This is a genomic window from Hafnia alvei (genome assembly GCF_964063325.1).
In the GTDB taxonomy this organism is placed as follows: Bacteria; Pseudomonadota; Gammaproteobacteria; order Enterobacterales; family Enterobacteriaceae; genus Hafnia; species Hafnia alvei_B.
Map to the genome: position 1 here is coordinate 176,265 of NZ_OZ061315.1, position 26,303 is coordinate 202,567.

Annotated in this window: 23 protein-coding genes and 5 tRNA genes; 18 read left to right on the top strand and 10 right to left on the bottom strand. The window is 50.1% G+C overall.

Features of this window, described 5'->3' with window-relative positions; genetic code table 11:
* Nucleotides 1-194: 194 nt before the first annotated feature.
* The 5 genes from AB3Y96_RS00835 to AB3Y96_RS00855 all read left to right on the top strand — a co-directional run bounded on the left by AB3Y96_RS00835 (nucleotide 195) and on the right by AB3Y96_RS00855 (nucleotide 881).
* Nucleotides 195-271, top strand: a tRNA-Arg gene (locus tag AB3Y96_RS00835).
* Nucleotides 272-370: 99 nt separating this feature from the next.
* Nucleotides 371-446: transfer RNA gene (locus AB3Y96_RS00840), tRNA-His, on the top strand.
* A gap of 15 nt (nucleotides 447-461) precedes the next feature.
* A tRNA-Leu gene (locus AB3Y96_RS00845) sits at nucleotides 462-548 on the top strand.
* 87 nt (nucleotides 549-635) lie between these two features.
* Nucleotides 636-712, top strand: a tRNA-Pro gene (locus tag AB3Y96_RS00850).
* A gap of 92 nt (nucleotides 713-804) precedes the next feature.
* Nucleotides 805-881: transfer RNA gene (locus AB3Y96_RS00855), tRNA-Pro, on the top strand.
* A gap of 701 nt (nucleotides 882-1,582) precedes the next feature.
* Here AB3Y96_RS00855 and hemY read toward each other — a convergent pair.
* Genes hemY through hemC form a run of 4 tightly spaced genes read right to left on the bottom strand, consistent with a single transcriptional unit; the run spans nucleotide 1,583 to nucleotide 5,687 of the window.
* Nucleotides 1,583-2,788: a protoheme IX biogenesis protein HemY gene (gene hemY / locus AB3Y96_RS00860; protein ID WP_072308788.1), complete on the bottom strand. Its 1,206-nt coding sequence runs from the start codon at nucleotides 2,786-2,788 to the stop codon at nucleotides 1,583-1,585.
* A gap of 2 nt (nucleotides 2,789-2,790) precedes the next feature.
* Nucleotides 2,791-3,969: a uroporphyrinogen-III C-methyltransferase gene (gene hemX, locus AB3Y96_RS00865; RefSeq protein WP_367298284.1), complete on the bottom strand. Its 1,179-nt coding sequence runs from the start codon at nucleotides 3,967-3,969 to the stop codon at nucleotides 2,791-2,793.
* A 21-nt stretch (nucleotides 3,970-3,990) separates the two neighbouring features.
* A complete protein-coding gene (gene hemD, locus AB3Y96_RS00870; RefSeq protein WP_072308790.1) occupies nucleotides 3,991-4,731 on the bottom strand; it encodes a uroporphyrinogen-III synthase in 741 nt (246 codons plus the stop codon).
* A complete protein-coding gene (hemC, locus tag AB3Y96_RS00875; protein WP_072308820.1) occupies nucleotides 4,728-5,687 on the bottom strand; it encodes a hydroxymethylbilane synthase in 960 nt (319 codons plus the stop codon). The genes hemD and hemC overlap by 4 nt, the downstream gene beginning before the upstream one ends.
* A 304-nt stretch (nucleotides 5,688-5,991) precedes the next feature.
* Here hemC and AB3Y96_RS00880 point away from each other — a divergent pair, with 304 nt between their 5' ends.
* The gene (locus tag AB3Y96_RS00880; RefSeq protein ID WP_072308791.1) at nucleotides 5,992-8,541 is read left to right on the top strand and encodes a class I adenylate cyclase; all 2,550 of its coding nucleotides are present in this window, start codon (nucleotides 5,992-5,994) and stop codon (nucleotides 8,539-8,541) included.
* Between the two features lie 79 nt (nucleotides 8,542-8,620).
* Here AB3Y96_RS00880 and cyaY read toward each other — a convergent pair whose 3' ends face one another.
* Nucleotides 8,621-8,947 (bottom strand): iron donor protein CyaY, encoded by a 327-nt coding sequence (cyaY, locus tag AB3Y96_RS00885; RefSeq protein ID WP_061553062.1) that lies wholly within the window; start codon nucleotides 8,945-8,947, stop codon nucleotides 8,621-8,623.
* Nucleotides 8,948-9,040: 93 nt separating this feature from the next.
* Between cyaY and AB3Y96_RS00890 the strand changes: the two genes are divergently transcribed.
* From AB3Y96_RS00890 to uvrD, 6 genes are all read left to right on the top strand, one after another.
* Nucleotides 9,041-9,244, top strand: coding sequence for an LPS translocon maturation chaperone LptM (locus tag AB3Y96_RS00890; protein ID WP_063587548.1), 204 nt, complete (start codon nucleotides 9,041-9,043; stop codon nucleotides 9,242-9,244).
* 73 nt (nucleotides 9,245-9,317) lie between these two features.
* Nucleotides 9,318-10,142, top strand: coding sequence for a diaminopimelate epimerase (gene dapF / locus AB3Y96_RS00895; RefSeq protein WP_046458544.1), 825 nt, complete (start codon nucleotides 9,318-9,320; stop codon nucleotides 10,140-10,142).
* A 32-nt stretch (nucleotides 10,143-10,174) separates the two neighbouring features.
* Nucleotides 10,175-10,879 (top strand): DUF484 domain-containing protein, encoded by a 705-nt coding sequence (locus AB3Y96_RS00900; protein ID WP_072308794.1) that lies wholly within the window; start codon nucleotides 10,175-10,177, stop codon nucleotides 10,877-10,879.
* The gene (gene xerC / locus AB3Y96_RS00905; RefSeq protein WP_367298285.1) at nucleotides 10,876-11,787 is read left to right on the top strand and encodes a tyrosine recombinase XerC; all 912 of its coding nucleotides are present in this window, start codon (nucleotides 10,876-10,878) and stop codon (nucleotides 11,785-11,787) included. The genes AB3Y96_RS00900 and xerC overlap by 4 nt, the downstream gene beginning before the upstream one ends.
* Complete coding sequence (gene yigB / locus AB3Y96_RS00910; protein WP_367298286.1) at nucleotides 11,787-12,515, top strand: 5-amino-6-(5-phospho-D-ribitylamino)uracil phosphatase YigB; 729 nt, start codon at nucleotides 11,787-11,789, stop codon at nucleotides 12,513-12,515. Before xerC ends, yigB begins: the two co-directional genes overlap by 1 nt.
* A gap of 85 nt (nucleotides 12,516-12,600) precedes the next feature.
* Nucleotides 12,601-14,763: a DNA helicase II gene (uvrD, locus tag AB3Y96_RS00915; protein WP_367298287.1), complete on the top strand. Its 2,163-nt coding sequence runs from the start codon at nucleotides 12,601-12,603 to the stop codon at nucleotides 14,761-14,763.
* A 55-nt stretch (nucleotides 14,764-14,818) separates the two neighbouring features.
* Here uvrD and AB3Y96_RS00920 read toward each other — a convergent pair whose 3' ends face one another.
* Nucleotides 14,819-15,298 carry a WbuC family cupin fold metalloprotein gene (locus AB3Y96_RS00920; RefSeq protein ID WP_367298288.1) on the bottom strand — a complete coding sequence of 160 codons (480 nt, stop codon included), beginning with the start codon at nucleotides 15,296-15,298 and terminating at the stop codon, nucleotides 14,819-14,821.
* A gap of 478 nt (nucleotides 15,299-15,776) precedes the next feature.
* Between AB3Y96_RS00920 and corA the strand changes: the two genes are divergently transcribed.
* Nucleotides 15,777-16,727 carry a magnesium/cobalt transporter CorA gene (corA, locus tag AB3Y96_RS00925; protein WP_072308800.1) on the top strand — a complete coding sequence of 317 codons (951 nt, stop codon included), beginning with the start codon at nucleotides 15,777-15,779 and terminating at the stop codon, nucleotides 16,725-16,727.
* Between the two features lie 45 nt (nucleotides 16,728-16,772).
* Here corA and rarD read toward each other — a convergent pair whose 3' ends face one another.
* Nucleotides 16,773-17,663 carry an EamA family transporter RarD gene (gene rarD, locus AB3Y96_RS00930; protein ID WP_072308802.1) on the bottom strand — a complete coding sequence of 297 codons (891 nt, stop codon included), beginning with the start codon at nucleotides 17,661-17,663 and terminating at the stop codon, nucleotides 16,773-16,775.
* Nucleotides 17,664-17,797: 134 nt separating this feature from the next.
* Entirely contained in the window at nucleotides 17,798-18,268 is a 471-nt protein-coding gene (locus AB3Y96_RS00935; RefSeq protein ID WP_025802154.1) for a thioesterase family protein, read from the bottom strand.
* 180 nt (nucleotides 18,269-18,448) lie between these two features.
* On the opposite strand from AB3Y96_RS00935, the gene pldA reads away from it, so the two are divergent.
* The gene (gene pldA, locus AB3Y96_RS00940; RefSeq protein ID WP_072308803.1) at nucleotides 18,449-19,327 is read left to right on the top strand and encodes a phospholipase A; all 879 of its coding nucleotides are present in this window, start codon (nucleotides 18,449-18,451) and stop codon (nucleotides 19,325-19,327) included.
* Nucleotides 19,328-19,422: 95 nt separating this feature from the next.
* Complete coding sequence (gene recQ / locus AB3Y96_RS00945) at nucleotides 19,423-21,261, top strand: ATP-dependent DNA helicase RecQ (protein ID WP_025802157.1); 1,839 nt, start codon at nucleotides 19,423-19,425, stop codon at nucleotides 21,259-21,261.
* A gap of 67 nt (nucleotides 21,262-21,328) precedes the next feature.
* Here recQ and AB3Y96_RS00950 read toward each other — a convergent pair whose 3' ends face one another.
* On the bottom strand, nucleotides 21,329-22,171 hold the full coding sequence (locus AB3Y96_RS00950; RefSeq protein ID WP_046458538.1) for a 23S rRNA (adenine(2030)-N(6))-methyltransferase RlmJ: 843 nt from the start codon (nucleotides 22,169-22,171) through the stop codon (nucleotides 21,329-21,331).
* A gap of 314 nt (nucleotides 22,172-22,485) precedes the next feature.
* Between AB3Y96_RS00950 and AB3Y96_RS00955 the strand changes: the two genes are divergently transcribed.
* The 3 genes from AB3Y96_RS00955 (at nucleotide 22,486) to rsmJ (ending at nucleotide 25,815) form a co-directional block, all read left to right on the top strand.
* The gene (locus tag AB3Y96_RS00955; protein WP_367298289.1) at nucleotides 22,486-22,803 is read left to right on the top strand and encodes a hypothetical protein; all 318 of its coding nucleotides are present in this window, start codon (nucleotides 22,486-22,488) and stop codon (nucleotides 22,801-22,803) included.
* Between the two features lie 215 nt (nucleotides 22,804-23,018).
* Nucleotides 23,019-25,061, top strand: a complete 2,043-nt coding sequence (gene prlC, locus AB3Y96_RS00960) for an oligopeptidase A (RefSeq protein ID WP_367298290.1) — start codon at nucleotides 23,019-23,021, stop codon at nucleotides 25,059-25,061.
* Nucleotides 25,062-25,065: 4 nt separating this feature from the next.
* On the top strand, nucleotides 25,066-25,815 hold the full coding sequence (rsmJ, locus tag AB3Y96_RS00965; protein ID WP_367298291.1) for a 16S rRNA (guanine(1516)-N(2))-methyltransferase RsmJ: 750 nt from the start codon (nucleotides 25,066-25,068) through the stop codon (nucleotides 25,813-25,815).
* A 139-nt stretch (nucleotides 25,816-25,954) separates the two neighbouring features.
* On the opposite strand, the gene AB3Y96_RS00970 is transcribed toward rsmJ, so the two are convergent.
* Nucleotides 25,955-26,233 carry a hypothetical protein gene (locus AB3Y96_RS00970; RefSeq protein ID WP_072308808.1) on the bottom strand — a complete coding sequence of 93 codons (279 nt, stop codon included), beginning with the start codon at nucleotides 26,231-26,233 and terminating at the stop codon, nucleotides 25,955-25,957.
* Between the last annotated feature and the right edge of the window lie 70 nt (nucleotides 26,234-26,303).

A 26,303-nucleotide genomic window follows, 5' to 3' on the forward strand; every position in this document is an offset into this window, starting at 1 on the left:
TCGCTCACCGCTTGCTTCGTGGATGAAAATCCATCGATAGCTGATAAACACTGATGATTTGATAGAAGTCGTAGAGTAAAGCGTCGACTTTTGCGTCAGAATGCGCAAAGTCTAATCAAACGCAATATTTATGACAAAAAGCACTAGACAGCATGGCACCAAGTCCGTAATATCCGTTCCCGCAACGGCGCTAAGCGCCCGTAGCTCAGCTGGATAGAGCGCTGCCCTCCGGAGGCAGAGGTCTCAGGTTCGAATCCTGTCGGGCGCACCAGTTTTATAAAAAGCTTTTTATTAAGCTTTGTGTGCAAGAGCTGCGGTGGTATTGAGGTAGTATGTAGTACAATACGATACCGCGTTAGAAGAATTGATGGTGGCTATAGCTCAGTTGGTAGAGCCCTGGATTGTGATTCCAGTTGTCGTGGGTTCGAGTCCCATTAGCCACCCCAGATTTAAGTGGCATTGCGAAGGTGGCGGAATTGGTAGACGCGCTAGCTTCAGGTGTTAGTGTTCTTACGGACGTGAGGGTTCAAGTCCCTCTCTTCGCACCACAACCAATCTAGAATTGGTAAATCTGTGAGTAGTAAAATGACTGAGGTCATTTAGCAGTACGAACTCTTGGTAGTTTAAAGAGTTATCGGCGAGTAGCGCAGCTTGGTAGCGCAACTGGTTTGGGACCAGTGGGTCGGAGGTTCGAATCCTCTCTCGCCGACCAATTTATGAAAATGATTTTTCACAAAGAAATCTTTTTCACACAGCTAGAAAACCATAATGTGAAATTAGCATTATCGGTGAAAAGAATTGTATCGGCGAGTAGCGCAGCTTGGTAGCGCAACTGGTTTGGGACCAGTGGGTCGGAGGTTCGAATCCTCTCTCGCCGACCACTCTTGAGAAAGACCCCGCAATGCGGGGTTTTTTTTCGTCTAAAATTCCTCTTCTTTTTTCGCTTCATTTCCCATGAACCTCTCTGTGATACCTCTATTTTTTATCATGTTGATTTAAAAAACTATTTTTAACTCGTTGGCTATTCACGACAAAGGCTATCTGTGATGTCTCTGAATTGAGACTTATAACTTATTAATTTTATTGAATAAATAATAATCACGGAAACAATGTCGTTTTTAAGCGACAGTTTATGAACTTAAAATGAGTTCTACTACTTAGAATCATGATATGGGCTTTCAATCAGCTGAAAATCTCTAACAACTACAAAAACTCTGTACTGCATAAAGCTTCAGGCTTAGCGGATAGTGGAAAAAGACGGTTTAAATTCCATTTAACCAAAACTTGGCATGCCATGTGCATTAACTAACCTGTAGATGCTCATTCACCTCCTTATGTTTGCGAAAGCTTCATAAACCTCCGAATGACGCAGAGCCAATTTACGGTGTCTATTGTCCGATTCTGATGATAGTGGTTTTGACCCTTCATCAAGCTACGGGCGTAACGTTGAGTGAGACACCAATCAGTTGTCCTAAGATCTGATTGTCCTTTTAGACACTTGCCTTTTGGCAGGTGTTTTTTTTTGCCGAAAAATGGCAATAAAAAAGCCCGCATAGCGGGCTTTCAAGAAGTGAAGTAATTCTTAGGATGGATTTGCAGGCTGCTCTTGCTTGAGCGTCAATAACAAGCCGTCACGTCGCATCTGTGCCGCTTCTTCTGGACGGTGCAATTTATCAAGTGCGTCAGCCAGCCATGCATAGTCATAGGCATCAGGGCGCTGCTTCAGCGCGGCACGAAACGCATCGCTTGCCTGTTGCCATTCACCATGGCGCATCAAGAGTTGTCCCAAGGTGCTATTGAGCAGAGCGCTTGCGCCATGCTGCTTAATTTGCTGATTCAACAGTTTTTCCAACTGTTCAGGATTACCTGATTTCAGTTTCGGCATCAGCAGTACTAAACGTTCGTCAAATTTACGTTTCAAGCCGTCTACCAAAATCTGCTGAGCGGTATCGTGATCGTTGCATTCAATGAGATGCTCAATCATGGCCACCTGCAGCGCTGTTTCATGACGAGTTTTGCGACTTTGGTCATTCCACCAACTCTTCAGCTCGAGGCTACCGCCGTTGGCCATACGTTCGTTCATTAGACCAATGTAAGCTTGAAGTTGCAGCTTTTGGATCTCTTCGTCGTTATACACGTTGGCTTTCGCCAAGCTCGGCAGGATCTCAAGCAATGACTGATATGCCTGCGTTTTCACATACGCCTGTTCAGCTAAGCGAAGAACCTCAGGGTGGCGCGGAGCCACGTTAAGCAGTGCATCCACGCCGTGACGTGCGGCATGATTTTCACCACGCGCCAATTGAATACGTACACGGGTAATATCCACTGGAAGTTGGTTGCTATCGGCAACTTCTGACGCACGTTCCAAATACTGGTTTACACGTAGGTCATCGCCGCGTTGCTGCGCGGCTTCTGCGGCTAGCAAATAGTTAACGACAGGTTGCTCTGCGTGGTCGGCATTGCGTGAAAGTAGTTTTTCAACCTGAGTGTAATCACCTTCGGCTAACTTCATTAAGCCTTCACGTGTTTGCTTGCGAGCGCGAGTACGCTTGCGGCCAACGAACCAACCACGAGTGCGGGCACCTGTACGGAATACGCGGCGTAGCACCCATTCAATCGCGAAGAGAACCACGATCAGTAGGATCAGCATGATCACCAGCGATGTGACGCTGGTTTCAATGTTGTAGGTATCCGTTTGAATGAGGACATAGCCTTGATGACCAGCAAACATCGGCCCAAGGACGATCCCAGCGATCAGGATAATAAACAGCAATAAGACTTTAAGCATGTCTATTCCCCCTGCGTTGCGGGTGCAGCGGCTGGCACTGAAGGTGTTGCCATCAAATTACGCACGCGGGTTTGCATCAGTTTTTCCAACAACGGCTGGCTTTTCAGCTCGGTAGGAACATCCATATTGATGGACTGCTGGCTGAGTTCATCCAACTGGCTTAGGAAAGCTTTGGTTGTCGGATCGTTCATGTCGAAGTAGGCACGAACCCACGTTGAGACAGTTTCAAGCGACTGTTGATAAACCTCGTTTTGATGACGAGGAACAGCCTGTGCGGCAACCAGAAGGCGAGAACGAATATTTTCGCGTAGATAGACGTCTTGATTTGGGGCCAGCAAAGGTTCTGCACTGCTGTCACGACGGCGTACGGTAATGAATTCCGACATAAAGTTATGCCAGCTTTTCACCAGATTCTGTCGCCATTCGGTCAATGAGCTTGATACTTCACCATTGTCTTCATCCATCGGCGCTTCGTCGGTGTTGTTATCCGCTAAACGCAGATCGTCAACTTGGTTAGATAGCTGATTCAGCTTGAGAATAATGCCGTCGAAGTCAATTTGACTGACGCTGGCCAGCGAGGCAATGTCTTCGGTAATGGCACGGCGAACGTCAATCAGGCTTGGGTCATTCATTTCAGCCAAGCTTTCATCTGCGCTTTTCAACAATGCGCCTGCGGTCGTCACATCCTGATCGCTCCACAGTTTGCGGCCCGCAAGCTTGACGAGGAAGTCAGCCTGAGCCAGCAGCCAGTTTTTCGCATCGCTGCCGGAAATGGCGGCTACTTTCGCTTCAAGCTCTTTTAGCTGCTGCGACTGTGAGGTTTGCAACTGATCGGTCACGCTAAGCGCTTTGTTTTGCTGGTTGATCAACGCATTAATGCGCAGTTTTTCCTGAGCCTGTTCGTTATGCAATGCGGTCAGCTGGTCGCTGAGTTCATTGTTTTCAGCTTGTTGAGCCAGAACTTGCTGTTGGCCGTGATAATACAAGCCTGCACCAAGTGCTATCGCTATAACGATAGCGATAGCACCGAGCACCGGCCCTTTTGTGGATTCTTTTTTCACAGTTTTAGCGACCTGCTCACCAGAAGTATTGTTATTGAGATTGGATGCTGGCTGGATCTCGTGTTCAGTCGCGGTGTTCGTTTCCTCAACCTTTTCAGGTGGGGTTGTCGGTTCCGTCATCTTGGCACTTCCCATAGTCAGTTATTGTAGCGCGCGGATCAGCGCGTCATTATCAGCACTTTCAGCTACCTGAATGTCTTTCCAGCCCAATTCCTGGGCGAGGGTAGCCAACCGTTCGCTAACCACAATCAAGCGGCAATGCAGTAACCACATTTGCCGATCGTAATCAGGAACTAAATCATACAGTTGTTGCAGCATTTCGCCACTTGTCACGACCAGTGTTGAAATGCCCTGTCGTTGCCAATGAGCGCTTTGCTCTGCACCATTATAGTGGATAGCACAGCGTTGGTAGCATTCTGACAGTGTTACGCTCACGCCGCGTTGGGTCAATGTTTCTGCCAACAGCTCTCGTCCACCGTTGCCGCGTAGAATTAATGCCTGCTTGCCTGCGATATCTCTCAGTGCTGGCAGCATTAGCAAAGATTCAGACGTTTCGGGAGGCTGAGGGTAAGCAACCGGCAAGCCTGTTGCTGTATGTAAACGCAGCGCGGTTGGGCGGCCAATGGCAAAATAGTGGAGTTCGCGTGGCCATGCTATCGCGGATCGTTGTAGATACGGATGCGCATAGCGTACTGCGTGCTGCGATAGAACAAAAACTAAATCGCCTTGCTGAAGCTGTGCCAGAAGATCTGGTAGCGCAGCGAGGCCAGTTCCCGGCGTGAAGTCGATTAATGGAACATGATAGGCCGCTCGCCCTAGGGTTCGTAGTCTACTGACTAATTCCTCACCCGCAGGTGATGGGCGAGTTACCAAGATGCTCATCGTGGCGTTTGTCCTTGATACACGTCGTCTAAAATCTCACGCGCGCCGCGCTCTAACAGTTCTTCTGCTAGAGAAACACCTAATTCAGCCGCCTGAGCGCGCGGCCCACGGCGTTCGCCTCGAATAATCAAAGTACCGTCAGGCTTGCCCACCAACGCTCGTAGCCATATTTCGTCGCCATTAAGCTCTGAATAGCTGCCGATAGGAACCTGGCAGCCACCTTCTAAACGCGTGTTCATGGCGCGTTCGGCGATAACTCGAGTTGCGGTATCGCTATCGTTTAACGGTGCGAGCAAAGCTTGGGTTTTTGCATCGTCCAATCGACATTCGATCCCGACGGCGCCTTGGCCTACGGCTGGCAAGGATTGTTCTGGTGGTAATGCATAGCGGATACGCTCTTCAAGCTCTAAGCGTTTTAAACCGGCAGCGGCCAGAATAATGGCATCGTAGTCACCGTTATCCAGCTTGGCTAATCGAGTCCCCACGTTACCGCGAAGATCGCGAACGATAAGGTCTGGGCGGATCTCTCTAAGCTGGCACTGGCGGCGCAGGCTTGATGTGCCCACGACGCTGCCTTCAGGCAGGTCTTCAAGTCGAGCATACTTCGGTGACACAAAAGCATCGCGTGGATCTTCGCGCTCACAGATAGTCACCAGCCCTAAACCTTCAGGAAAAGCGACCGGCACATCTTTCATTGAGTGAACGGCAATATCGGCGCGTCCATCGAGCAAAGCAAGTTCCAACTCCTTGACGAACAAACCTTTGCCACCAACTTTTGCCAGCGGAGTGTCTAATAAAACGTCACCACGCGTCACCATAGGCACCAGCTCCACGGTCAAATCCGGCCAATGGGCCTGCAGATGATCGCGCACATAATAGGCTTGCCATAACGCCAACGGGCTTTGTCGGGTGGCGATACGGAGGATCTGGTTTGGCTGAGGGGTTATTTCTAACATGTGAATATCCATTTTTATCCTATGCTTCATCCTATCATTTTGTTCGCAAACGTGCAGCGCTGGAACCTAATGGCTGTTTGGCGGGAAAATAATCAGGAAGGAGAATGGATGAAATAGTCGGTAAGATCAAAGACAAGAAAGGCGCTACAATAAGTGTGTGGCTTTACATACTTTACGGTCAACCAGCAAGGTGTTAGATTGATCACGTTTCCAGCAATTTCTTATTAAAACATTTCTTACCAGAAAAACGGTAAGGTTCGGAAACAGGCTTCTCTCAGACACTGGAATAATCAGGCGAAACGTCTTGTACCTCTACATCGAGACACTGAAACAGAGACTGGATGCGATAAATCAACTTCGAGTTGATCGCGCTTTAGCGGCCATGGGGCCGGCCTTTCAACAGGTTTACAGTCTGCTGCCAACCCTATTGCATTACCACCATCCGCTGATGCCGGGTTACCTTGATGGTAACGTTCCCCATGGCATTTGTTTCTACACGCCTGATGAAAATCAGCAAACCTACTTACATGAAATCGATCTTCGTTCTCCGGGCTCCATCGCGGCAGATCACCCAGGCCAATTGCCGATCACTGGCGTTTACTCAATGGGAAGCACCTCTTCTATTGGGCAAAGCTGTAGTTCGGATCTGGATATTTGGGTTTGCCACCAATCTTGGTTAGATGGCGAAGAGCGCAATCGGTTACAGCAAAAATGTACACAGCTGGAGAAATGGGCTGCGTCGCTGGGCGTTGAAGTGAGCTTCTTCCTTATCGATGAAAACCGTTTTCGTCATAACGAAAGCGGCAGTCTGGGTGGGGAAGACTGTGGGTCTACCCAGCATATCCTGTTGCTTGATGAATTCTATCGCACCGCGGTACGCCTAGCCGGCAAACGTATTCTGTGGAATATGGTGCCAAGCGAAGAGGAAGCACATTACGACGAATATGTGATGTCGTTGTACTCGCAGGGCGCGCTTACCCCAAACGAATGGCTCGATCTTGGCGGTCTAAGCTCGCTGTCTGCTGAAGAATACTTCGGCGCTAGCCTGTGGCAACTCTATAAAAGCATCGATTCGCCGTACAAAGCGGTACTGAAAACGTTGTTGCTGGAAGCTTACTCATGGGAATATCCCAACGCTGAACTGCTGGCGATCACCATCAAACAACGTTTACATAAAGGTGAAATTGTTTCCTTCGGGCTCGATCCTTACTGCATGATGCTGGAACGTGTGACGCACTATCTTGAGCAAATCAATGATACTGCGCGTCTCGATCTGGCTCGTCGTTGCTTCTATCTCAAAGTGTGTGAAAAGTTATCGCGCAGCCGAGCCTGCGTCGGCTGGCGTCGTGAGATTTTAAGCCAACTGGTTGAGTCTTGGGGCTGGAGTCAAGAGCGTATCGAAGTGCTTGATGACCGCGCCAATTGGAAAATTGAACGCGTGCGTGAAGCGCATAATGAGTTGTTAGACGCGATGATGCAGAGCTACCGCAACCTCATTCGCTTCGCACGCCGTAATAACCTAAGCGTGAGCGCTAGCCCGCAAGATATCGGGGTATTGACCCGTAAGCTTTACGCTGCGTTTGAAGCGTTGCCGGGTAAAGTGACGCTGGTAAACCCGCAAATTTCGCCGGATTTGTCAGAAAAGAACTTAACGTTTATTCATGTGCCGATTGGCCGTGCTAACCGCACCGGCTGGTACTTGTATAACCAAGCGCCGACTATCGATACCATCATTAGCCATCAGCCGTTGGAATATAACCGCTACTTAAACAAATTAGTGGCGTGGGCCTATTTTAACGGATTGTTGACGGCTGATACCAAGCTACACATCAAGAGCAACAATAACCTGTGCGATATCAATAAGCTTCAGAGCCTGGTGCATGATGTATCGCAGCATTTCCCTATTCGCTTGCCTGCGCCATCGCCAAAGGCCTTATACAGCCCGTGTGAGATCCGCCATTTGGCGATTATCGTCAACTTGGAAAATGATCCAACGGCCGCTTTCCGCAATCAGGTGGTGCATTTTGATTTCCGTAAACTGGATGTCTTTAGCTTTGGTCAGCAGCAACAATGCTTAGTTGGCAGTATCGACCTGCTGTACCGCAACTCGTGGAATGAAGTGCGTACCCTGCATTTCAGCGGTGAACAGGCGGTATTAGAAGCGCTGAAAACCATCTTAGGCAAAATGCATCAGGATGCCGCACCGCCGGAATCCGTTGAAGTCTTGTGCTACAGCCAGCATTTGCGCGGGCTAATCCGTACCCGTCTACAACAGCTGGTTTCTGAGTGTATTGACCTGCGCTTGTCTAGCACACGTTTAGAGCCGGGGCGTTTTAAAGCCGTACGCGTCGCGGGGCAAACGTGGGGATTGTTCTTTGAACGTCTGAGCGTATCGGTGCAGAAATTGGAAAATGCGGTTGAATTCTATGGCGCCATTTCTAATAACAAGCTACATGGTCTTTCTATTCAGGTGGAAACCGAACAGGTGCATTTGCCAGCCGTGGTTGATGGTTATGCCAGCGAAGGGATAATCCAATTCTTCTTTGAAGATGGGGATAACGACGGGTTTAACATCTACATTCTGGATGAAACCAACCGTGTGGAAGTTTATCACCACTGCGAAGGCAGCAAAGAGGAGCTGGTGCGCGACGTTAGCCGTTTCTATTCGTCATCGCATGACCGCTTCACCTACGGTTCCAGCTTTATCAACTTTAACCTGCCGCAGTTCTATCAGATCGTCAACGCCGATGGTCGTTCTCAGGTGATGCCGTTCCGTACCAACGTATTGCCACAGTGCAACGTCAATGACGACAACGACGGTACGCCGCTTAAGCAACAGTTCCAGCTGCATTAATCTTAAGTACAGCACCACTCCAATTCTTCCCTATTCAGCGGAGAGTTGGAGTGGGCGCTGATGCCGTTCGCGTTTCGGCTTATGCCGAAATTACCACATCTTCTTCGCCAGACTGTGCTCTGCATGCGGTTGACAGCAAAGCATAAAACTCTTCTCCGCTGCGATCGCAAATCCAGCTATCATCACGCAGGCTGAAGTGGTAACCGCCAGCTTTCGTGGCGAGCCATACCTGATGCAAGGGCTCCTGACGGTTGATCACGATTTTGCTGCCATTTTCGAAGGTCAGCGTCATCACTCCGCCATTGGTTTCATAGTCGATGTCGGCATCACCTTCATAAGCGTCAATGGCCTCTTCGATGTTTAACATCAGCTTATCTGCTAACTGGTGAAACTCGGTATCGTTCATAATCATTTCCTATTGCTTTTCAGGGTCCAACTGCGATTATAGAGAGCTTATAGGTAGGATTCACACGCATTAATACAATAAATGGTAATGACCATGAAAAAACAATTTCGTTGGGCCTTGGTGGCTGTTTCCCTATTCGGCCTTGCTGGTTGCGGTTTGAAAGGGCCTTTATACTTTCCTCCGGCTGATGCCCCTGCGGCGTCGAAGAGCCAGCCAGACACACAAACTAACGCGCCTGCTGCAAATCAGGGCGCGAATACACCGTCTAATGTTGCCGGTGTAGAGCAAGGCCAATAATCCACGATAGCGAGAACTGTCAGGATGTTAGTTCGGTGACCACGGAAGTTAAGGCGTAGAGTGAGAGGTAGTTATGCAGTTCTCTAAAATGCACGGTTTAGGCAACGATTTCATGGTCGTTGATGCTGTTACACAAAACGTATACTTCTCGCCGGAGCTTATCCGCCGTCTATCCGATCGACATAACGGCGTAGGTTTTGATCAGATGCTGATCGTTGAACCGCCCTACGATCCTGATTTAGATTTTCACTATCGTATTTTCAACGCCGATGGGAGCGAAGTTGCGCAGTGTGGTAACGGTGCGCGCTGTTTTGCTCGTTTCGTACGCTTGAAAGGGCTAACCAACAAACGTGAAATTCGTGTGAGCACGCAAAATGGCCGGATGGTGCTCAAGGTCAGCGATGACGAATTGGTCACGGTGAATATGGGCGAGCCGATTTTCGAGCCGTCTAAGATCCCATTCAAAGCCGTGAAAGCGGAAAAGACCTATATCATGCGCGCGTCTGAACATACTATCCTGTGCGGCGCGGTATCGATGGGGAATCCCCACTGCGTGCTTCAGGTTGATGACGTTGAAACGGCGCTGGTGGAAACCATCGGCCCGGTACTTGAAAGCCATGAACGCTTCCCTGAACGCGTTAACGTGGGTTTCATGCAGGTCATTAACCGTAATCAGATCAAACTACGGGTGTATGAACGCGGTGCAGGTGAAACTCAGGCCTGCGGCAGCGGCGCTTGTGCGGCGGTTGCCGTGGGGATCCAGCAAGGCTTGCTGGATGAAAACGTTCAGGTTGATCTTCCCGGCGGACGTTTGCAAATTCGCTGGAAAGGGCCTGATAACCCACTGTTTATGACGGGCCCCGCGACCCACGTTTATGATGGGTTTATACACCTGTAATTCATACGTTTATGAGTGAGCGATAGACAACTATGAGCGACATCGAAGATCGGGTATTGGATAATCTGGCGCTAAGTGACGCGCAGGTGATGGAGTATCTGCGACAGAACCCTGACTTCTTCATTCGTAATGCACGCAATGTTGAGCAGATGCAGATCCCTCATCCGGTGCGTGGTGCTGTTTCATTAGTTGAATGGCAACTGAACCGACAACGTCAGCACATCTTCAATTTGGAAGAAGAGATCACGCTGCTGATGGAACAGGCCAGCGCCAATGAAGTTCTGTTTAATCGCCTACTTGAGCTCCAAGGGCATCTTGCAGGCGCAGAAAGCCTTGCCGATTTCCTCCAACGGTTTAACCGCTGGGCACGCTCTCTTGGGTTAGCCGGTGCCAATATTCGTTTGTTTAGCGACAAATGGTATCTAAATGCGCCTTCTGACTTTGCTCATTTAGCTTTATCGCGCAATGAATTTGAAATGATGCGAATTCAGCGTTTGGGGAACCAAAATCACTATCTCGGCACCCTGAATGGCCCCGAGCTACTGTTGGTTTTGCCTCAGGCGAAAATGGTTGGTTCAGTCGCGCTTTCTCTGCTGGGTGAGTTTGGTGACTTAGGCCTGATTATCTTCAGCAGTCGCGATAGCCATCACTACCAGCAGGGCCAAGGCACCGTGTTGCTTGATCAGCTCGCATTGCTGATGCCGGGGCTAATCAGCCGCTGGATTGAACGTCAATGAGCAGCGATACTCAGGCGCTGGAACTGCCGGTTGAGGCATTCCTGCGCTTTTTGCGCGTTGAGCGCCAGCTTAGCCCGCACACCATCGAAAGCTATCATCATCAACTGACGGCCATCATTGAGATTGTTGCCCCTGCTGGTTTACGCGATTGGCGGCAACTCGATGCAACTCAAGTGCGCATGATTATCGCGCGTAGCAAGCGAAAAGGCCTTGAGGCTGCAAGCCTTGCCCTGCGTTTGTCGGCGCTACGCAGCTTTATTGACTGGCAGGTGAGCCAAGGTGTGATGTCGGTTAATCCGGCGAAAGGCATTAGCGCACCTAAACAGGCTCGTCACTTACCCAAAAATCTCGACGTTGATGACGTAAATCGTTTGCTCGATATTGATGCGAACGATCCCCTTGCCGTACGCGATCGCACCATGCTGGAAGTGATGTATGGCGCGGGTCTGCGTCTTTCCGAATTGGTAGGGTTAGACTGTCGCCACATGAATATGGCTTCGGGCGAAGTGTGGGTGATGGGGAAGGGGAGCAAAGAGCGAAAGCTGCCGATTGGACGTACTGCCATTCATTGGCTGGAACAGTGGCTGCCACTGCGTGAGATTTACGATCCGGTAGATGACGCTGTTTTTGTATCTAAGTTGGGTAAGCGTATTTCTGTACGAAGCGTGCAAAAGCGTTTTGCTGAATGGGGCGTTAAACAAGGCGTCACCAGCCATATTAACCCGCATAAGCTCCGCCACTCCTTTGCGACGCATATGCTCGAATCCAGTGGCGATCTGCGTGCAGTGCAAGAACTGCTGGGTCATGCGAATCTGACTACCACCCAAATCTATACCCACCTCGATTTCCAACATTTGGCGAAGGTGTATGATGCAGCGCATCCACGCGCGAAACGAGGAAAATCCTGATGTGCTCTACGCTTCATTTCTATCGCCCGCTTAATGCGATCGCGGCTTTTACCTTCGATCTGGACGATACGCTTTATGATAATCACCCTGTGATTATGCGTACCGAGCGGGAGTCTCTGGCGTTTTTACAGCAAAACTTTGAACCACTGCGCGATTGGCAAAGCGTCGACTGGCAACGTTTGCGCGCTGAATTACGGGCTGAAAATCCTGAAATTTATCACGACGTCACCGCTTGGCGCTGGCAGGCTGTGCATCTGGCGTTAATGCGAAACGGTTTTAACCACGCTCAAGCCTGCGCTGGCGCAGATTCTGCGATGGAAAACTTTGCTTACTGGCGAAGCCAAATCACGGTACCGGAATCAACGCACACAACGCTGCAGGCCTTGGCGGAAAAAGCGCCGTTGGCGGCAATTACCAACGGTAATGCGGATCCTAGCCTGTTTGGTTTAGCGGACTATTTTGCATTTATATTGCGCTCAGGCCCTGACGGACGCGCTAAACCGTACAACGACATGTACCATGCCACTCAGCAGCGCTTAAACGTTCCCATGGGAAATATTCTGCATGTGGGTGATGATCTCACCACCGATGTGGCGGGAGCCGTGCGCTGCGGCATGCAAGCCTGCTGGATCAACGACCGTGAGCGCAGCCTAACAACTGCTTCAGATAGCCGTTTGTTACCTCACGTTGAGATTTCACGGTTGGATTCGCTCACCGCGCTGATATAATCTCCAATAATCTGTATAAATTCCCAGTGAAAAAGACGTATTGCGTTTAGCGACGCGTCTGTTTCCCCATTTTAAAACGGTGCCTATGGACGTTTCCGATCTGCTCAACAGCCTTAACGATAAACAACGCGAAGCCGTTGCTGCGCCACGCAGTAATCTTCTGGTGCTGGCTGGAGCCGGAAGCGGCAAGACGCGCGTATTGGTGCATCGCATCGCGTGGCTGTTGTCGGTAGAAAACTGTTCGCCGTTTTCGATTATGGCCGTCACCTTTACCAACAAAGCCGCGGCGGAAATGCGCCACCGTATCGAACATCTGATTGGCACTAGCCAAGGTGGCATGTGGATCGGTACTTTCCACGGTTTAGCGCATCGTCTGCTGCGCGCCCATCATCTGGATGCCAATCTACCGCAGGATTTCCAAATCCTTGATAGCGATGACCAGCTGCGTTTGCTCAAACGCATCGTTAAAGCATTGAATCTGGATGAGAAACAGTGGCCGCCGCGTCAGGGCATGTGGTACATCAACAACAAAAAAGATGATGGTCTGCGCCCTCAGCACATTGAAAGCTACGGAAATCCGGTAGAACAGACATGGCTGCGCGTCTATCAGGCTTATCAAGAAGCCTGTGACCGTGCGGGGCTGGTGGATTTTGCCGAGCTGCTATTGCGTGCGCACGAGCTATGGCTCAATAAACCTCAAATCCTCAATCACTATCGCGAACGTTTCACCAATATTCTGGTAGACGAATTCCAAGATACCAACCGTATCCAGTACGCATGGATCCAGATGCTGGCGGGCAATAGCGGCAAAGTGATGATTGTTGGCGATGACGATCAGTCGATCTATGGCTGGCGTGGCGCTCAGGTTGAGAATATCCAACGTTTTCTGGATGATTTCCCCGGTGCCGAGACCATCCGCTTAGAGCAAAACTACCGCTCGACCAGCAATATACTGAAAGCCGCGAACGCCTTAATTGAAAACAACGATGGGCGCTTGGGTAAAAAGCTGTGGACCGAAGACGGCGACGGCGAAAAAATTTCGCTCTACTGCGCGTTTAATGAATTGGATGAATCGCGTTTTGTGGTGAATCGCATTAAAGCGTGGCAGGACAACGGCGGCTCTCTTAACGACTGCGCCATTCTTTATCGTAGCAACGCCCAATCACGTGTATTGGAAGAGGCGCTGTTACAGGTGGCGATGCCATACCGCATTTACGGCGGGCAACGATTCTTCGAACGTCAGGAAATTAAAGATGCGTTGGCTTATTTACGCCTGATTTCTAACCGTAATGATGATGCGGCGTATGAGCGAGTGGTTAACACGCCAACGCGCGGCATTGGCGATCGTACGCTGGACGTTATTCGCCAAGCTGCACGCGATCGTCAACTGACGCTATGGCAGGCCACACACGAACTGATCCAAGAAAAAGTGTTTGCAGGGCGAGCCTCAGGCGCATTGCAGCGCTTTATCGAACTGATTGATGCCTTAGCCAGTGATACGGCCGATATGCCGCTGCATGTACAGACAGACCGCGTGGTGCGTGATTCTGGCCTGCGTCAGATGTATGAGCAAGAAAAGGGCGAAAAAGGCCAAACGCGTATTGAGAACTTAGAGGAACTGGTGACCGCTACGCGTCAGTACAGCTATGAGGATGAAGACGAGGACCTGCTGCCGTTGCAGGCATTCCTGTCACATGCGGCGCTTGAAGCCGGTGAAGGGCAGGCAGACGCTTATCAAGATGCGGTTCAGCTCATGACGCTGCACTCGGCGAAAGGTCTGGAATTCCCGCAGGTGTTTATTGTGGGGATGGAAGAGGGGATGTTCCCAAGCCAAATGTCGCTGGATGAAGGCGGTCGTTTGGAAGAAGAACGCCGCTTGGCCTACGTTGGGGTGACGCGAGCGATGCGAAAACTGACGATCACCTATGCGGAAAGTCGCCGTCTGTATGGCAAAGAGGTTTATCACCGCCCCTCTCGCTTTATTGGTGAATTGCCAGAAGAGTGCGTGGAAGAGGTGCGCCTGCGGGCCAGCGTTACTCGCCCCGTTAAACACGCCAGCATGGGAACCCTAATCAGCGCCAATGACAGCGGTTTTAAACTCGGTCAGCGAGTGAAGCACGCTACGTTTGGTGAAGGTACGGTGATCAATCTGGAAGGCAGCGGTGAGCATAGCCGCTTACAGATTGCATTTCAGGGCGAAGGTATTAAGTGGCTGGTTGCGGCTTATGCCAAGCTAGAGGCGATGTAATTCCGGTTTAATATCCCTTTCGAATCTCCCCCTTTGCAGGGGGAGAGTTTAGGGTTTATTCGGCCAACGAATATTTATCCCCAACCTGCGCCTGCGAATACCACTCCATCAGTTCCTGAGTGCCGGCCTCGCCCTCTGCGGGGGCCCAAGGCGCAGAATCCTGCTCGGTTACGGGCTGATAGCCACCGTGTTTAACTTCAAAAATCACACCGCCGTGATCCAGTGACAACACCGAATGCCAAGTTCCGGCATCCATCTCCAAAGCCACGCACTCCTCGCCCAACACTACGCGACGAGTTACCACGCCTTGTTCGTCAAAATTCAGCACCACAAAGCGGCCGCTCAGCGGTAGTAAAAGCTCGAAAGTATGCGGATGGCGATGCGGGCGGATGTAGGTTCCAGGCTCCATCGCGATGGCAAGACGCTGTACCGGATCGCTTAATTCAGGGTGGAAATTGCGGTGAGCGCGTAAACGAGGGGCGTTGGCCGCAGTGGCGCTCTGTTGTTTCAGATCATCAAACGTGATTTGTTTCATAGGGGGTGCCTGATTTTAGGAATAGTGAAGTCTAATCGGTGAATGCATTGCTATAAGGTAATAGATGAGCCAAGCTAGCGATATGATTTTTACCTTACATTTGCGATTGCAGCAGGGTTGCTGAAAGCAAAACCCATAAATGTTTTGGTATAAAACATCCTGAGTGAATAATGTTCTGGAATTAGTCACAACGCCAGTTGACAGGCTTTTTCGTATCGGCGTAACATGCGCGCACTATTATCTGTGAGGACATACGCCTTGGACACACCCAGTAGATACTGGCTCAATGAACCCGTTAGCGGGTACAACTTCTAAGGCTATCCACTGATGCTGATAGCCTTCGTGGTTGTCAGCGACCTCTATACGTCGCTATGAGTCAGATCTGATATGGTCTGAAACAGCTAGGTGACGTTACCCCTCGTTTGTTTCCTGTGCTCCATGCGTGATCCTTAATGTCACCGCAACGGAGTTTAAAAGCATGCTAAGTGCATTTAGATTAGACAACAGCCGCTTATCCCGTCTGGAGCTGGATGACACGGAAGATCTGACTTCATCTCTATGGGTCGACTTAGTCGAACCTGAAGAAGATGAGCGTCAACGAGTTCAAGATGAGCTAGGTCAAAGTCTGGCAACTCGCCCAGAACTGGACGATATCGAAGCATCAGCACGTTTCTTTGAAGATGAAGACGGCCTGCATATTCACTCCTTCTTCTATTATGAAGATGCAGAAGATCACGCCGGTAACTCCACCGTGGCATTTACCATCCGTGATGGTCGCCTGTATACGCTGCGCGAGCGCGAACTACCGGCGTTTCGCCTGTATCGTATGCGTGCCCGTAATCAGATGTTGGTTGATGGGAATGCTTACGAGCTATTACTCGATCTGTTCGAAACCAAAATCGAACAGCTGGCAGATGAAATCGAAAACATCTACAGCGATCTGGAAAAGCTTAGCCGCGTGATTATGGAAGGCCATCAGGGCGACGAATATGATGAAGCTCTTTCGACGCTGGCCGAACTGGAAGATATCGGTTGGAAAGTTCGCCTGTGTTTGATGGATACCCAGCGAGCGCTGAATTTCTTGGTACGTAAGGCGCGTTTACCGGCCAGCCAGTTGGAGCAGGCGCGCGAAGTTCTGCGAGATATCGAATCCCTGCTGCCACACAATGAATCGCTGTTCCAGAAAGTTAACTTCCTGATGCAGGCGGCAATGGGCTTTATCAACATTGAACAGAACCGCATCATCAAGATCTTCTCGGTGGTATCGGTGGTGTTCCTGCCGCCAACGCTGGTGGCATCAAGCTACGGGATGAACTTTGAGTTCATGCCTGAGCTGAAATGGTCGTTCGGTTATCCGGGGGCGATTGGTTTGATGATTTTGGCGGGGCTTGCGCCGTATTTATACTTCAAGCGCAAAAACTGGCTTTAATCTGTCTCTTCTTTTCCTCCCCATCGCTGGGGAGGAAAGTCTGCTTTAGCTGCGCAATTTTCTCTGCGTATACAGCGCATCCATAATAAACAACAGCAGTGCCACCCAAATAAAACCGAACGCCACCAGTTTATCCTGCGTCATTTGCTCGTTGTAGAAGGTAATCGCCAGAATAAACATCAACGTTGGGCCAAGGTATTGGAAGAATCCCAGCGTAGAAAGGCGTAGGCGCGTTGCAGCGGCTGTAAAGAACAGCAACGGAATAGTGGTTACGATCCCTGCGGCTACTAACAGCAGGTTGAGCGACATTGGATTCGCACTCAAATGGCTGGTTGCACTGTCGGCAATGCCAAACAGGTAAATAGACGCAATCGGTAGCAACCATAAGGTTTCAATTAGCATACCGGTTTGAGCATCTACCGCGATTTTCTTACGAATCAGCCCGTAAAATGCAAAACTAAAGGCGAGCCCAAGCGAGATCACGGGCACCGAGCCAAATTTCCATAGCTGAATCAGTACACCGCAGACCGCCAGCGCCAGCGCAATCCACTGCATCCGTCGGAAGCGTTCACCGAGGAAAACCACGCCGAGCAACACGTTAACCAATGGGTTGATGAAATATCCGAGGCTGGCCTCCAGCATATGGTGATTATTCACCGCCCAGATAAACAGCAACCAGTTTCCGCCAATCAAACAAGCGCTTAGCGCGAGCAGGCCAATCTTGCCGGGAGTTTTGCCCAGCGCACGCACTTTAGACCAATTTTTAGTCAGCGAAAGCAAAATCAGCATAAAGAAGAATGACCAGATCACGCGGTGGGTCAGGATCTCGGTGGGTGGAACCTGCTGAATCAGCTTAAAGTAGGCGGGGGCGATACCCCAGATGAAATAGGCGGCCAGAGCAAACAAGATACCTTGGCGAGTTTGTTGCGAATCCATGAAACACTTCCGAAAAAATGAATAGGCGCTGAGTCTACTGTATTTTTCTGGAATGTTTCATAGTAGTAACAGAGATGATTCAATTAAGCCTAACTTATCCCAAGATTTCATAGAAATCTGGTAAAAAATGCTACCTAGCCGACCATATACGTGGCGGTGGCTGAAGCAATATGTAGGTTGGATTCATTATGAAGTTCAACGCGCGCAACCGCGACTTTATTACCCGCTCTTAACAGGCTACCGCTAGCCACAAAGCGCTCACCACGCCCAGGGCGTAGATAGTCCACTCGCATGTCGATTGTGCCCATTTTAGACAGCCTTGCCAGCAACTCTTCTTGTGTGATTTCGTCATGGCGCAATAGGGCTGACCCCACGCACACCAGGCCTGCGCAAACATCTAATACCGATGCGATAACGCCGCCGTGCAAAATTTTCTGATGGGCGTTGCCGACCAGCATTTCTTTGGAATCAAAAACTAGTTCGGCATAGTCAGCCTCAAAACGCTGCAGTTCTAGCCCTAAGGCTCGATTAAATGGCATGTGGTAAACAAAGATTTCACTAATGAGAGCGCTAGCAGATTCGCGCGTGAGGAGCGTGGCTGACATGGTTCTGTCCTTCTTCTTGCAGGTGGAAAGTTAATATTATTGTTAATTTTATGTTGATATTATGCTTAATTATTGTTTGGTTCCAGCACCAATAAGAATGATGAACGTTCCTGCCGAGTCCCTAACGTGTAGAATGTCGCCTTTGAATCATTGATGGCGTAACTATTAGGGGTAATAACGATGCGTAAGGGATGGATGATGTTAGCGGGACTGCTGGCGGTTCCTGCTGCGGTTCAGGCTGAAGAGGCAACGATAAAGCAGGTTCATGATAAGCCACAGGTGAAAGGCAGCATCATCGCGAACATGTTGGTTGAACACGATAACCCATTTACGCTCTATCCTTACGATACGAATTACCTGCTTTACACTGAAACCAGCGATGTAAACAAAGAAGCCATTCAATCTTATTCTTGGGCCGATGACGCACGCAAAGACGAAGTTAAATTCCAGCTCAGCCTAGCGTTCCCTATCATCCGTGGAATTGCAGGTGATAACTCGGTGTTGGGGATGTCTTATACGCAGCGCGCGTGGTGGCAGGCTTTCAACCGTAGCGCATCTTCTCCGTTCCGTGAAACCAACTACGAGCCACAGCTTTTTGTCGGCTGGGCAACGGATTATCAGCTGGGTGATTGGACGCTTCGCGATATAGAAACCGGCTTTAATCATCAGTCTAACGGACGCTCTGATCCAACGTCGCGCAGCTGGAACCGTGTTTATGCGCGTTTGATGGCGCAAAACGGTAACTTCCAAGCGCAGATTAAGCCGTGGTATCGCATTCCCGAAAGCAGCAGCAAAGATGATAACCCTGATATCACCAAATACATGGGTTACTACGAAGCGCAGGTGGGCTATGAGTGGGGAGAAAGCGTCTTTACGGCCAAAGGGCACTATAACTGGAACACCGGTTACGGCGGCGGTGAGCTGGGATGGAGCTATCCGATGACGAAAACGTTGCGCTTCTACACTCAGTTGTATAGCGGCTACGGTGAATCAATGATTGATTACAACTTCAATCAAACCCGTTTTGGCGTGGGCATCATGCTCAACGATTTCATGTAATTTGCACGCAACGCATATCCGCTAACGACAAAACCGGTGCATACGCCTAAAATAGCGCCGGTCTTAATTTATCACCCCTTTGGTTGAGGAGCAGCGTGGCAACGGCAGCCGTAATCAATGCAGAAATGCTGGCAGAACAGGTTTTGCGCGATACTTTTGGGTATCAGCAGTTTCGTCCTGGACAGCAAACTATCATCAATGCTGCGATCGCGGGACGGGATTGTCTGGTTGTGATGCCAACCGGAGGCGGCAAGTCTCTGTGTTATCAAATTCCTGCGTTGGTGATGGATGGCTTAACGCTGGTGGTTTCTCCTTTGATTTCCTTGATGAAAGATCAGGTCGATCAGCTACAGGCGAACGGCGTTAGCGCGGCCTGTCTGAACTCCACGCAGAACCGTGAACAACAGCAAGAGGTATACGCTGGCTGTCGCAGTGGGGCGATAAAGCTTCTCTATATTGCGCCAGAACGACTGATGATGGATAACTTCCTCGATCAGCTTCCGCACTGGCGACCTGCATTATTGGCGGTAGATGAAGCCCACTGTATTTCACAGTGGGGCCATGATTTCCGTCCTGAATACAGCGCATTAGGTCTGATTAAGCAGCGTTTCCCTGAGATCCCGGTTATTGCGCTCACGGCTACCGCCGATGATGCCACGCGTAATGACATTGAGCGTTTGCTGTCGTTAAACGATCCGTTGGTTCAGGTTAGCAGTTTTGACCGCCCAAACATCCGCTACACACTGATCGAAAAATTTAAACCGCTGGATCAACTGATTCGTTTCGTACAGGAACAGCGCGGCAAATCGGGCATTATTTACTGTAACAGCCGAGCCAAAGTCGAAGACACCACGGCGCGTTTACAAAGCCGAGGCTTTAGCGTCGGGGCGTATCACGCAGGGCTCGATCACGAACATCGTTCTTCGGTGCAGGAAGCATTTCAACGCGACGATCTGCAGATTGTGGTGGCAACGGTTGCGTTCGGCATGGGCATTAACAAGCCCAACGTGCGTTTTGTGGTGCACTTTGATATTCCACGTAATATCGAAGCCTACTATCAGGAAACCGGTCGCGCTGGGCGCGATGGTTTACCCGCTGAAGCCGTTCTGCTTTATGACCCTGCCGATATGGCTTGGCTGCGCCGTTGTTTAGAAGAAAAACCTGAAGGGCAGCAGAAAGAGATTGAACGCCATAAGCTAAACGCAATGAACGCTTTTGCTGAGGCGCAAACCTGCCGTCGTTTAGTGTTGCTGAATTACTTTGGTGAAGGACGGCAAGAATCCTGTGGCAACTGCGATATTTGTCTCGATCCGCCAAAACGCTACGATGGGCTAGAGGACGCGCAAAAGGCGCTGTCCGCGATTGCTCGCGTGGGTCAGCGATTTGGTATTGGCTATGTCGTTGAAATCCTGCGCGGGGCGAATAACACCCGTATTCGCGAGTTTGGTCACGACAAGCTTAAAGTCTATGGACTGGGGCGCGACCATACGACCGAACACTGGGTCAGCGTATTGCGCCAGCTTATTCATTTGGGCTTAGTGACGCAAAATATTGCGATGCATTCCGCGCTGCAGTTGACTGAATCGGCGCGTCCGGTTTTACGCGGCGAAGTTCCACTTCAGTTGGCCGTTCCACGCGTCATCAATCTCAAATCACGCAGCAGCAGTAGCCATGCCAGCAAAAACTACGGCGGAAACTATGACCGCAAGCTGTTTGCCAAGCTGCGTAAGCTGCGCAAAGCGATTGCTGACGAAGAGAATATCCCGCCATACGTGGTATTTAACGATGCAACGTTGCTAGAAATGTCAGAGCAGATGCCGATTCGCGCTAGCGAATTGCTGAGCATTAACGGCGTGGGGCAGCGTAAACTGGATCGCTTTGGTGCGCCGTTTATGACGCTGATCCGAGAGCACGTTGATGGTGATGATGAGTAGTTTTACGCGCTAAATTCTGTCTCCCTTAATATATATTGCTAAGGGAGACAGACAGCAATGACTTCAATTATTCCGGCACAATCCATTCAACTTTGGCATGACCCGTACCTTCTGGCACCAGCACTTTATGCAGCCAAGGCAGGACGTCGCGCATCTGTTGTTCTAACTTCCACGGTGGGTTGATCACAATCATTCCGGAAGCGGTCATACCGCGCTGGTCGCTGTCTGGGCGAACCGCTAATTCGATTTGTAAAATGCGACGAATACCGGTGTCTTGCAGATCGCGAGTCATGCGTTTGATTTGCTGACGCAGCACCACGGGATACCACAGCGCATAGACGCCGGTGGCAAAACGCTTATAGCCTTCCTGAATGCCTTTCACCACGTCTTGATAATCGGTTTTCATCTCATACGGCGGATCGATCAACACGAAGCCACGGCGTGACAAAGGTGGAAGCTGTGATTTGAGCTGCTGGTAGCCATCGGCTTTCATCACTTTTGCGCGTTCATCTTTAGAGAATTCATTGCGCAGCAGCGGGAAATCCGTTGGGTGCAGCTCGGTCAGATGGATTTTGTCGAAGTCGCGCAGCAGCTGGCGAGCAATTAATGGCGAACCTGGGTAGTAACGCAGTTGTTCGCCACGGTTAAAGTGTTTTACCGCGCTCAGATAGGCTTCAAGCTCGGCAGGAACATCGTCGCGCTGCCAAATACGCGCGATACCTTCGAGGTATTCACCGGTTTTTTCTGCATGCTCACCACTGAGCTGATAACGCCCCGCGCCGGAATGCGTATCCAGATAAAGGAAAGGCTTATCCTTTTCTTTCAGCGATTCAATAATCAAACTCTGAACGGTGTGTTTGAGGACATCGGCGTGATTGCCGGCGTGAAAACTGTGGCGATAACTAAGCATAGTGAGTTTAAACTTTCGTATATTCTAATAACTAAAATAAAATCATTAGGATAGGTAAATTAAGACCGTGACAAGGCACAGCGAGTCTGCTCTTTTGGGCTGCGGGCATCGCGGCATGTCAGCAGGTGACGGTTAAGTATAAACGGTATGGCGATGAAAGACTTTATGGATTATCGCATATTGGTTTTGTGATACAGATAAGGGATGAGCGAATCCTTAAAGCAGATAATTGTGTGACAAGGAATGTTATGCCCAAGGAGGGAGGCTTGTACATTTTTAGTATCATAGCTCTCGTACTCACGTTGTGTAGTTGTATGGATTCTAATAGCTTAGAACAGCTTAAACACTACGGCTCAAGCCCATTTGATCAGCAGCGCTGGAAGCTGTCTGAGCACCGACTTGAAATGGTGTGGCGATTGGCTGTTGAGAGCGACTTATGCACAAAGAACGCCTCACAGTTAGTTGATTTATTAGGTAATAGTGACGGGTATTTTATCAGTGAAAAATACCTGTCTTGGCAATTGTCCCCCCACCAACAATTAGCATTTAAAATGCAGCAACCCAGCCCTTATCCTGCGGGTTTTGCCATTACTTACGATAATAATGTTATGGAACAGGTTTCTTGCCGCTAGATGTATTTTTGCTTGTGGTGCCTCCTATCAAAGCGATTGAACCCGCCAGCCATTGATTTTCGCTACACTTAACCTCATCTTAGATCTAAACAGCGTTTTTATGCCGGTTGCCCGACGCATTGGGGGGCTGGCTAAGTCGATTTATATGCCGCACTGATGCGGCCAAGACCGTTAACCTTTGTTGTTAATGGCAAAACTATATAGGACGCTTTCTTATGACCAATCCGTTACTGACGCCGTTCGAACTGCCACCATTCTCTAAAATCAAACCTGAGGACATCGTTCCTGCGGTGAAAAACGCATTGGCAGATTGTCGTGCCGAAGTGGAGCGCGTGGTCGCGCAAGATGCGCCATTTACGTGGGATAATCTGTGCCAGCCGCTGGCTGAGGTTGACGATCGTCTGAGCCGTATTTTTTCTCCGGTCAGCCATTTGAATTCAGTGCAAAACAGCCCTGAGCTGCGTGAAGCTTACGAACAGTGCCTGCCGCTGTTGTCTGAATACGGCACTTGGGTAGGTCAGCATGAAGGGCTGTATCAGGCCTACCGCAGCCTGAAAGACGGCGCGGGTTTTGCTTCGTTGACTAAACCGCAGAAGAAAGCGGTAGAAAATTCACTGCGTGATTTCGAACTGTCTGGTATTGGTTTGCCGAAAGAAAAACAGCAGCGCTATGGTGAAATTATGGCGCGTCTGTCCGAATTGGGTTCTGCATTCAGTAACAACGTATTGGATGCGACCATGGGCTGGAGCAAGCTAATTACTGATGAAAAAGAGCTTTCTGGTCTGCCTGAAAGTGCATTAGCGGCTGCGAAGGCGCTGGCTGAATCCAAAGAAAAAGAGGGCTGGCTGTTAACGCTAGATATCCCGAGCTACCTGCCGGTGATGACCTATGCCGACAACCGCGAGCTGCGCCATGAGATGTATCAGGCGTTTACCACTCGTGCATCCGATCAGGGGCCAAACGCAGGTCAGTGGGATAACAGCGAAATCATGGCTGAAACTCTGCAACTGCGTCACGAATTGGCTCAGCTGCTTGGTTTTAAATCCTATGCTGATAAGTCATTGGCAACCAAAATGGCGGAAAACCCACAGCAGGTTCTGGCATTTCTGAATGACTTAGCCGAGCGAGCTCGTCCTCAAGGCGCGCAAGAGCTGGCTGAACTGCGTGAGTTTACGCGTCAGCACTTTGACGTTACCGAGCTGGAAGCGTGGGATATCACCTACTACAGCGAAAAACAGAAACAACATCTGTACTCTATCAGCGATGAACAGCTGCGCCCTTACTTCCCTGAACAGCGCGTATTGAGCGGTTTGTTTGAGGTGGTGAAACGTATTTACGGTATCACGGCTAAAGAGCGTCATGATATTGACGTATGGAATCCAGAGGTTCGTTTCTTCGAGCTTTATGATGCGACCGGTGAGCTGCGTGGTAGTTTCTATCTCGACCTTTATGCCCGTGAGCATAAGCGAGGCGGTGCGTGGATGGACGACTGTGTAGGCCGTCTACGTCGTGCCGATGGTAGCCTACAGAAGCCGGTTGCCTATTTGACCTGTAACTTTAACCGTCCAATCGGTGATAAGCCTGCGTTGTTTACGCATAACGAAGTGACCACGTTGTTCCATGAGTTCGGTCACGGCTTGCATCATATGCTGACCACGATTGAAACCGCAGGCGTTTCAGGGATCAACGGTGTGCCATGGGATGCCGTCGAGTTGCCAAGTCAATTTATGGAAAACTGGTGCTGGGAGCCGGAAGCGCTGGCCTTTATCTCGGGTCATTACCAGACCAATGAGCCGCTTCCTCAGGAAATGCTGGATAAAATGTTGGCGGCGAAAAACTATCAGGCCGCGCTGTTTATCCTGCGCCAGCTAGAATTTGGGATGTTTGATTTCCGTCTGCATGCTGAGTTCGACCCTGCACAAGGCGCTCGTATTCTCGATACTTTGAAAGAAGTTAAAGCGCTAGTAGCGGTGATGCCGTCACCAAGCTGGGGCCGTTTCCCACATGCGTTCAGCCATATCTTTGCTGGTGGCTACGCAGCGGGTTACTACAGCTATCTGTGGGCAGAGCTGCTGTCTGCTGATGCGTTCTCTCGCTTCGAGGAAGAGGGTATTTTCAACGTAGATACCGGCCGTGCGTTCTTGGACAACATCCTGTCGCAGGGTGGTTCCGATGAGCCAATGAACCTGTTCAAAAACTTCCGTGGCCGTGAGCCGAAAATTGATGCCATGCTGCGTCACTACGGCATCAAGGGCTAATGCGTTGAGTATTCAGTTATTGTTAGAAGAGGGCGCCGATAGCGGCGCCTTATCTCATTTAGCCGAGCGCTGGGGATTGGTTCACGATCCTGACGCGATAATGGCGTTGGTATTAACGCCTGAGCATTTAGAACTGCGCAAGTTGGATGAACCCAAGCTGGGCGCTATTTTTGTCGATTTTGTGGCCGGTGCGATGGCGCATCGCCGCAAGTTTGGCGGCGGCCGTGGTGAAGCGGTGGCAAAAGCCGTGGGTATTAAAGGTAGCTATGTGCCGAGCGTTGTGGATGCGACCGCAGGATTAGGGCGCGATGCCTACGTGTTGGCGTCGGTAGGGTGTCATGTGCGTATGCTGGAGCGCCATCCCGTGGTGGCGGCATTGCTCGACGATGGTTTGCAGCGTGGCTATGCAGATCCTGAAATCGGCGGCTGGCTGCAAGAACGCCTGACTTTGCTGCATGCCTCCAGTATTGATGCGTTGAAAGATCTTAGCCCTGCGCCAGAAGTGGTGTATCTCGATCCGATGTATCCGCACAAACAGAAAAGTGCGCTAGTGAAGAAAGAGATGCGGGTGTTCCAGTCATTGGTGGGCGCTGATTTGGATGCCGATGCATTACTAGCACCCGCTCGCGCACTGGCGACGAAACGTATCGTGGTAAAACGTCCTGATTATGCTCCGCCGTTGGCCGATGTGTCGGCTCATGCGGCCACCACCACCAAAAATCACCGTTTTGATATTTACACGCCGCTAAAATAATTCTGCATGTAAATAACCTCAGTCTAACCCTCTCCTTCGCAGGAGAGGGAACTGTGCAGTGGGTCCCGAATAAGCTCGAATGGCCCTTCCTCTGCTAAGGGGGAAGCTGGCTAGGGAGCCAATATTACCTAGTCGTAAATTAATACCCTGAACTCGTTTTCTTCAGCGTATCGCCTTGCTTCATGGGTTTCTTATCCATCTGATCTTTGCTCATTTCATCTTGTTTAGGCGCTTCGCCTTTTTGCATCGCGTCCAAGTGCTGTTTTTTCATTTCCTGCGGTTTTTTACTCATATGATCCATTTTATGTGGCTCTTGCTGCATACCATCGCCGGATGTACTTGTTGTATCAGCAGCGAAAGAGAATCCGCTGCCCATCAGTAAAGTGCTACACATAACAACCGTAATAATTTTTCTCATGGTCAGATCCTTATGGAAAATGGGGTCAGGGCCAGTATTGCGTTCACTTGTTCAGCAAAGCCTCACAGAG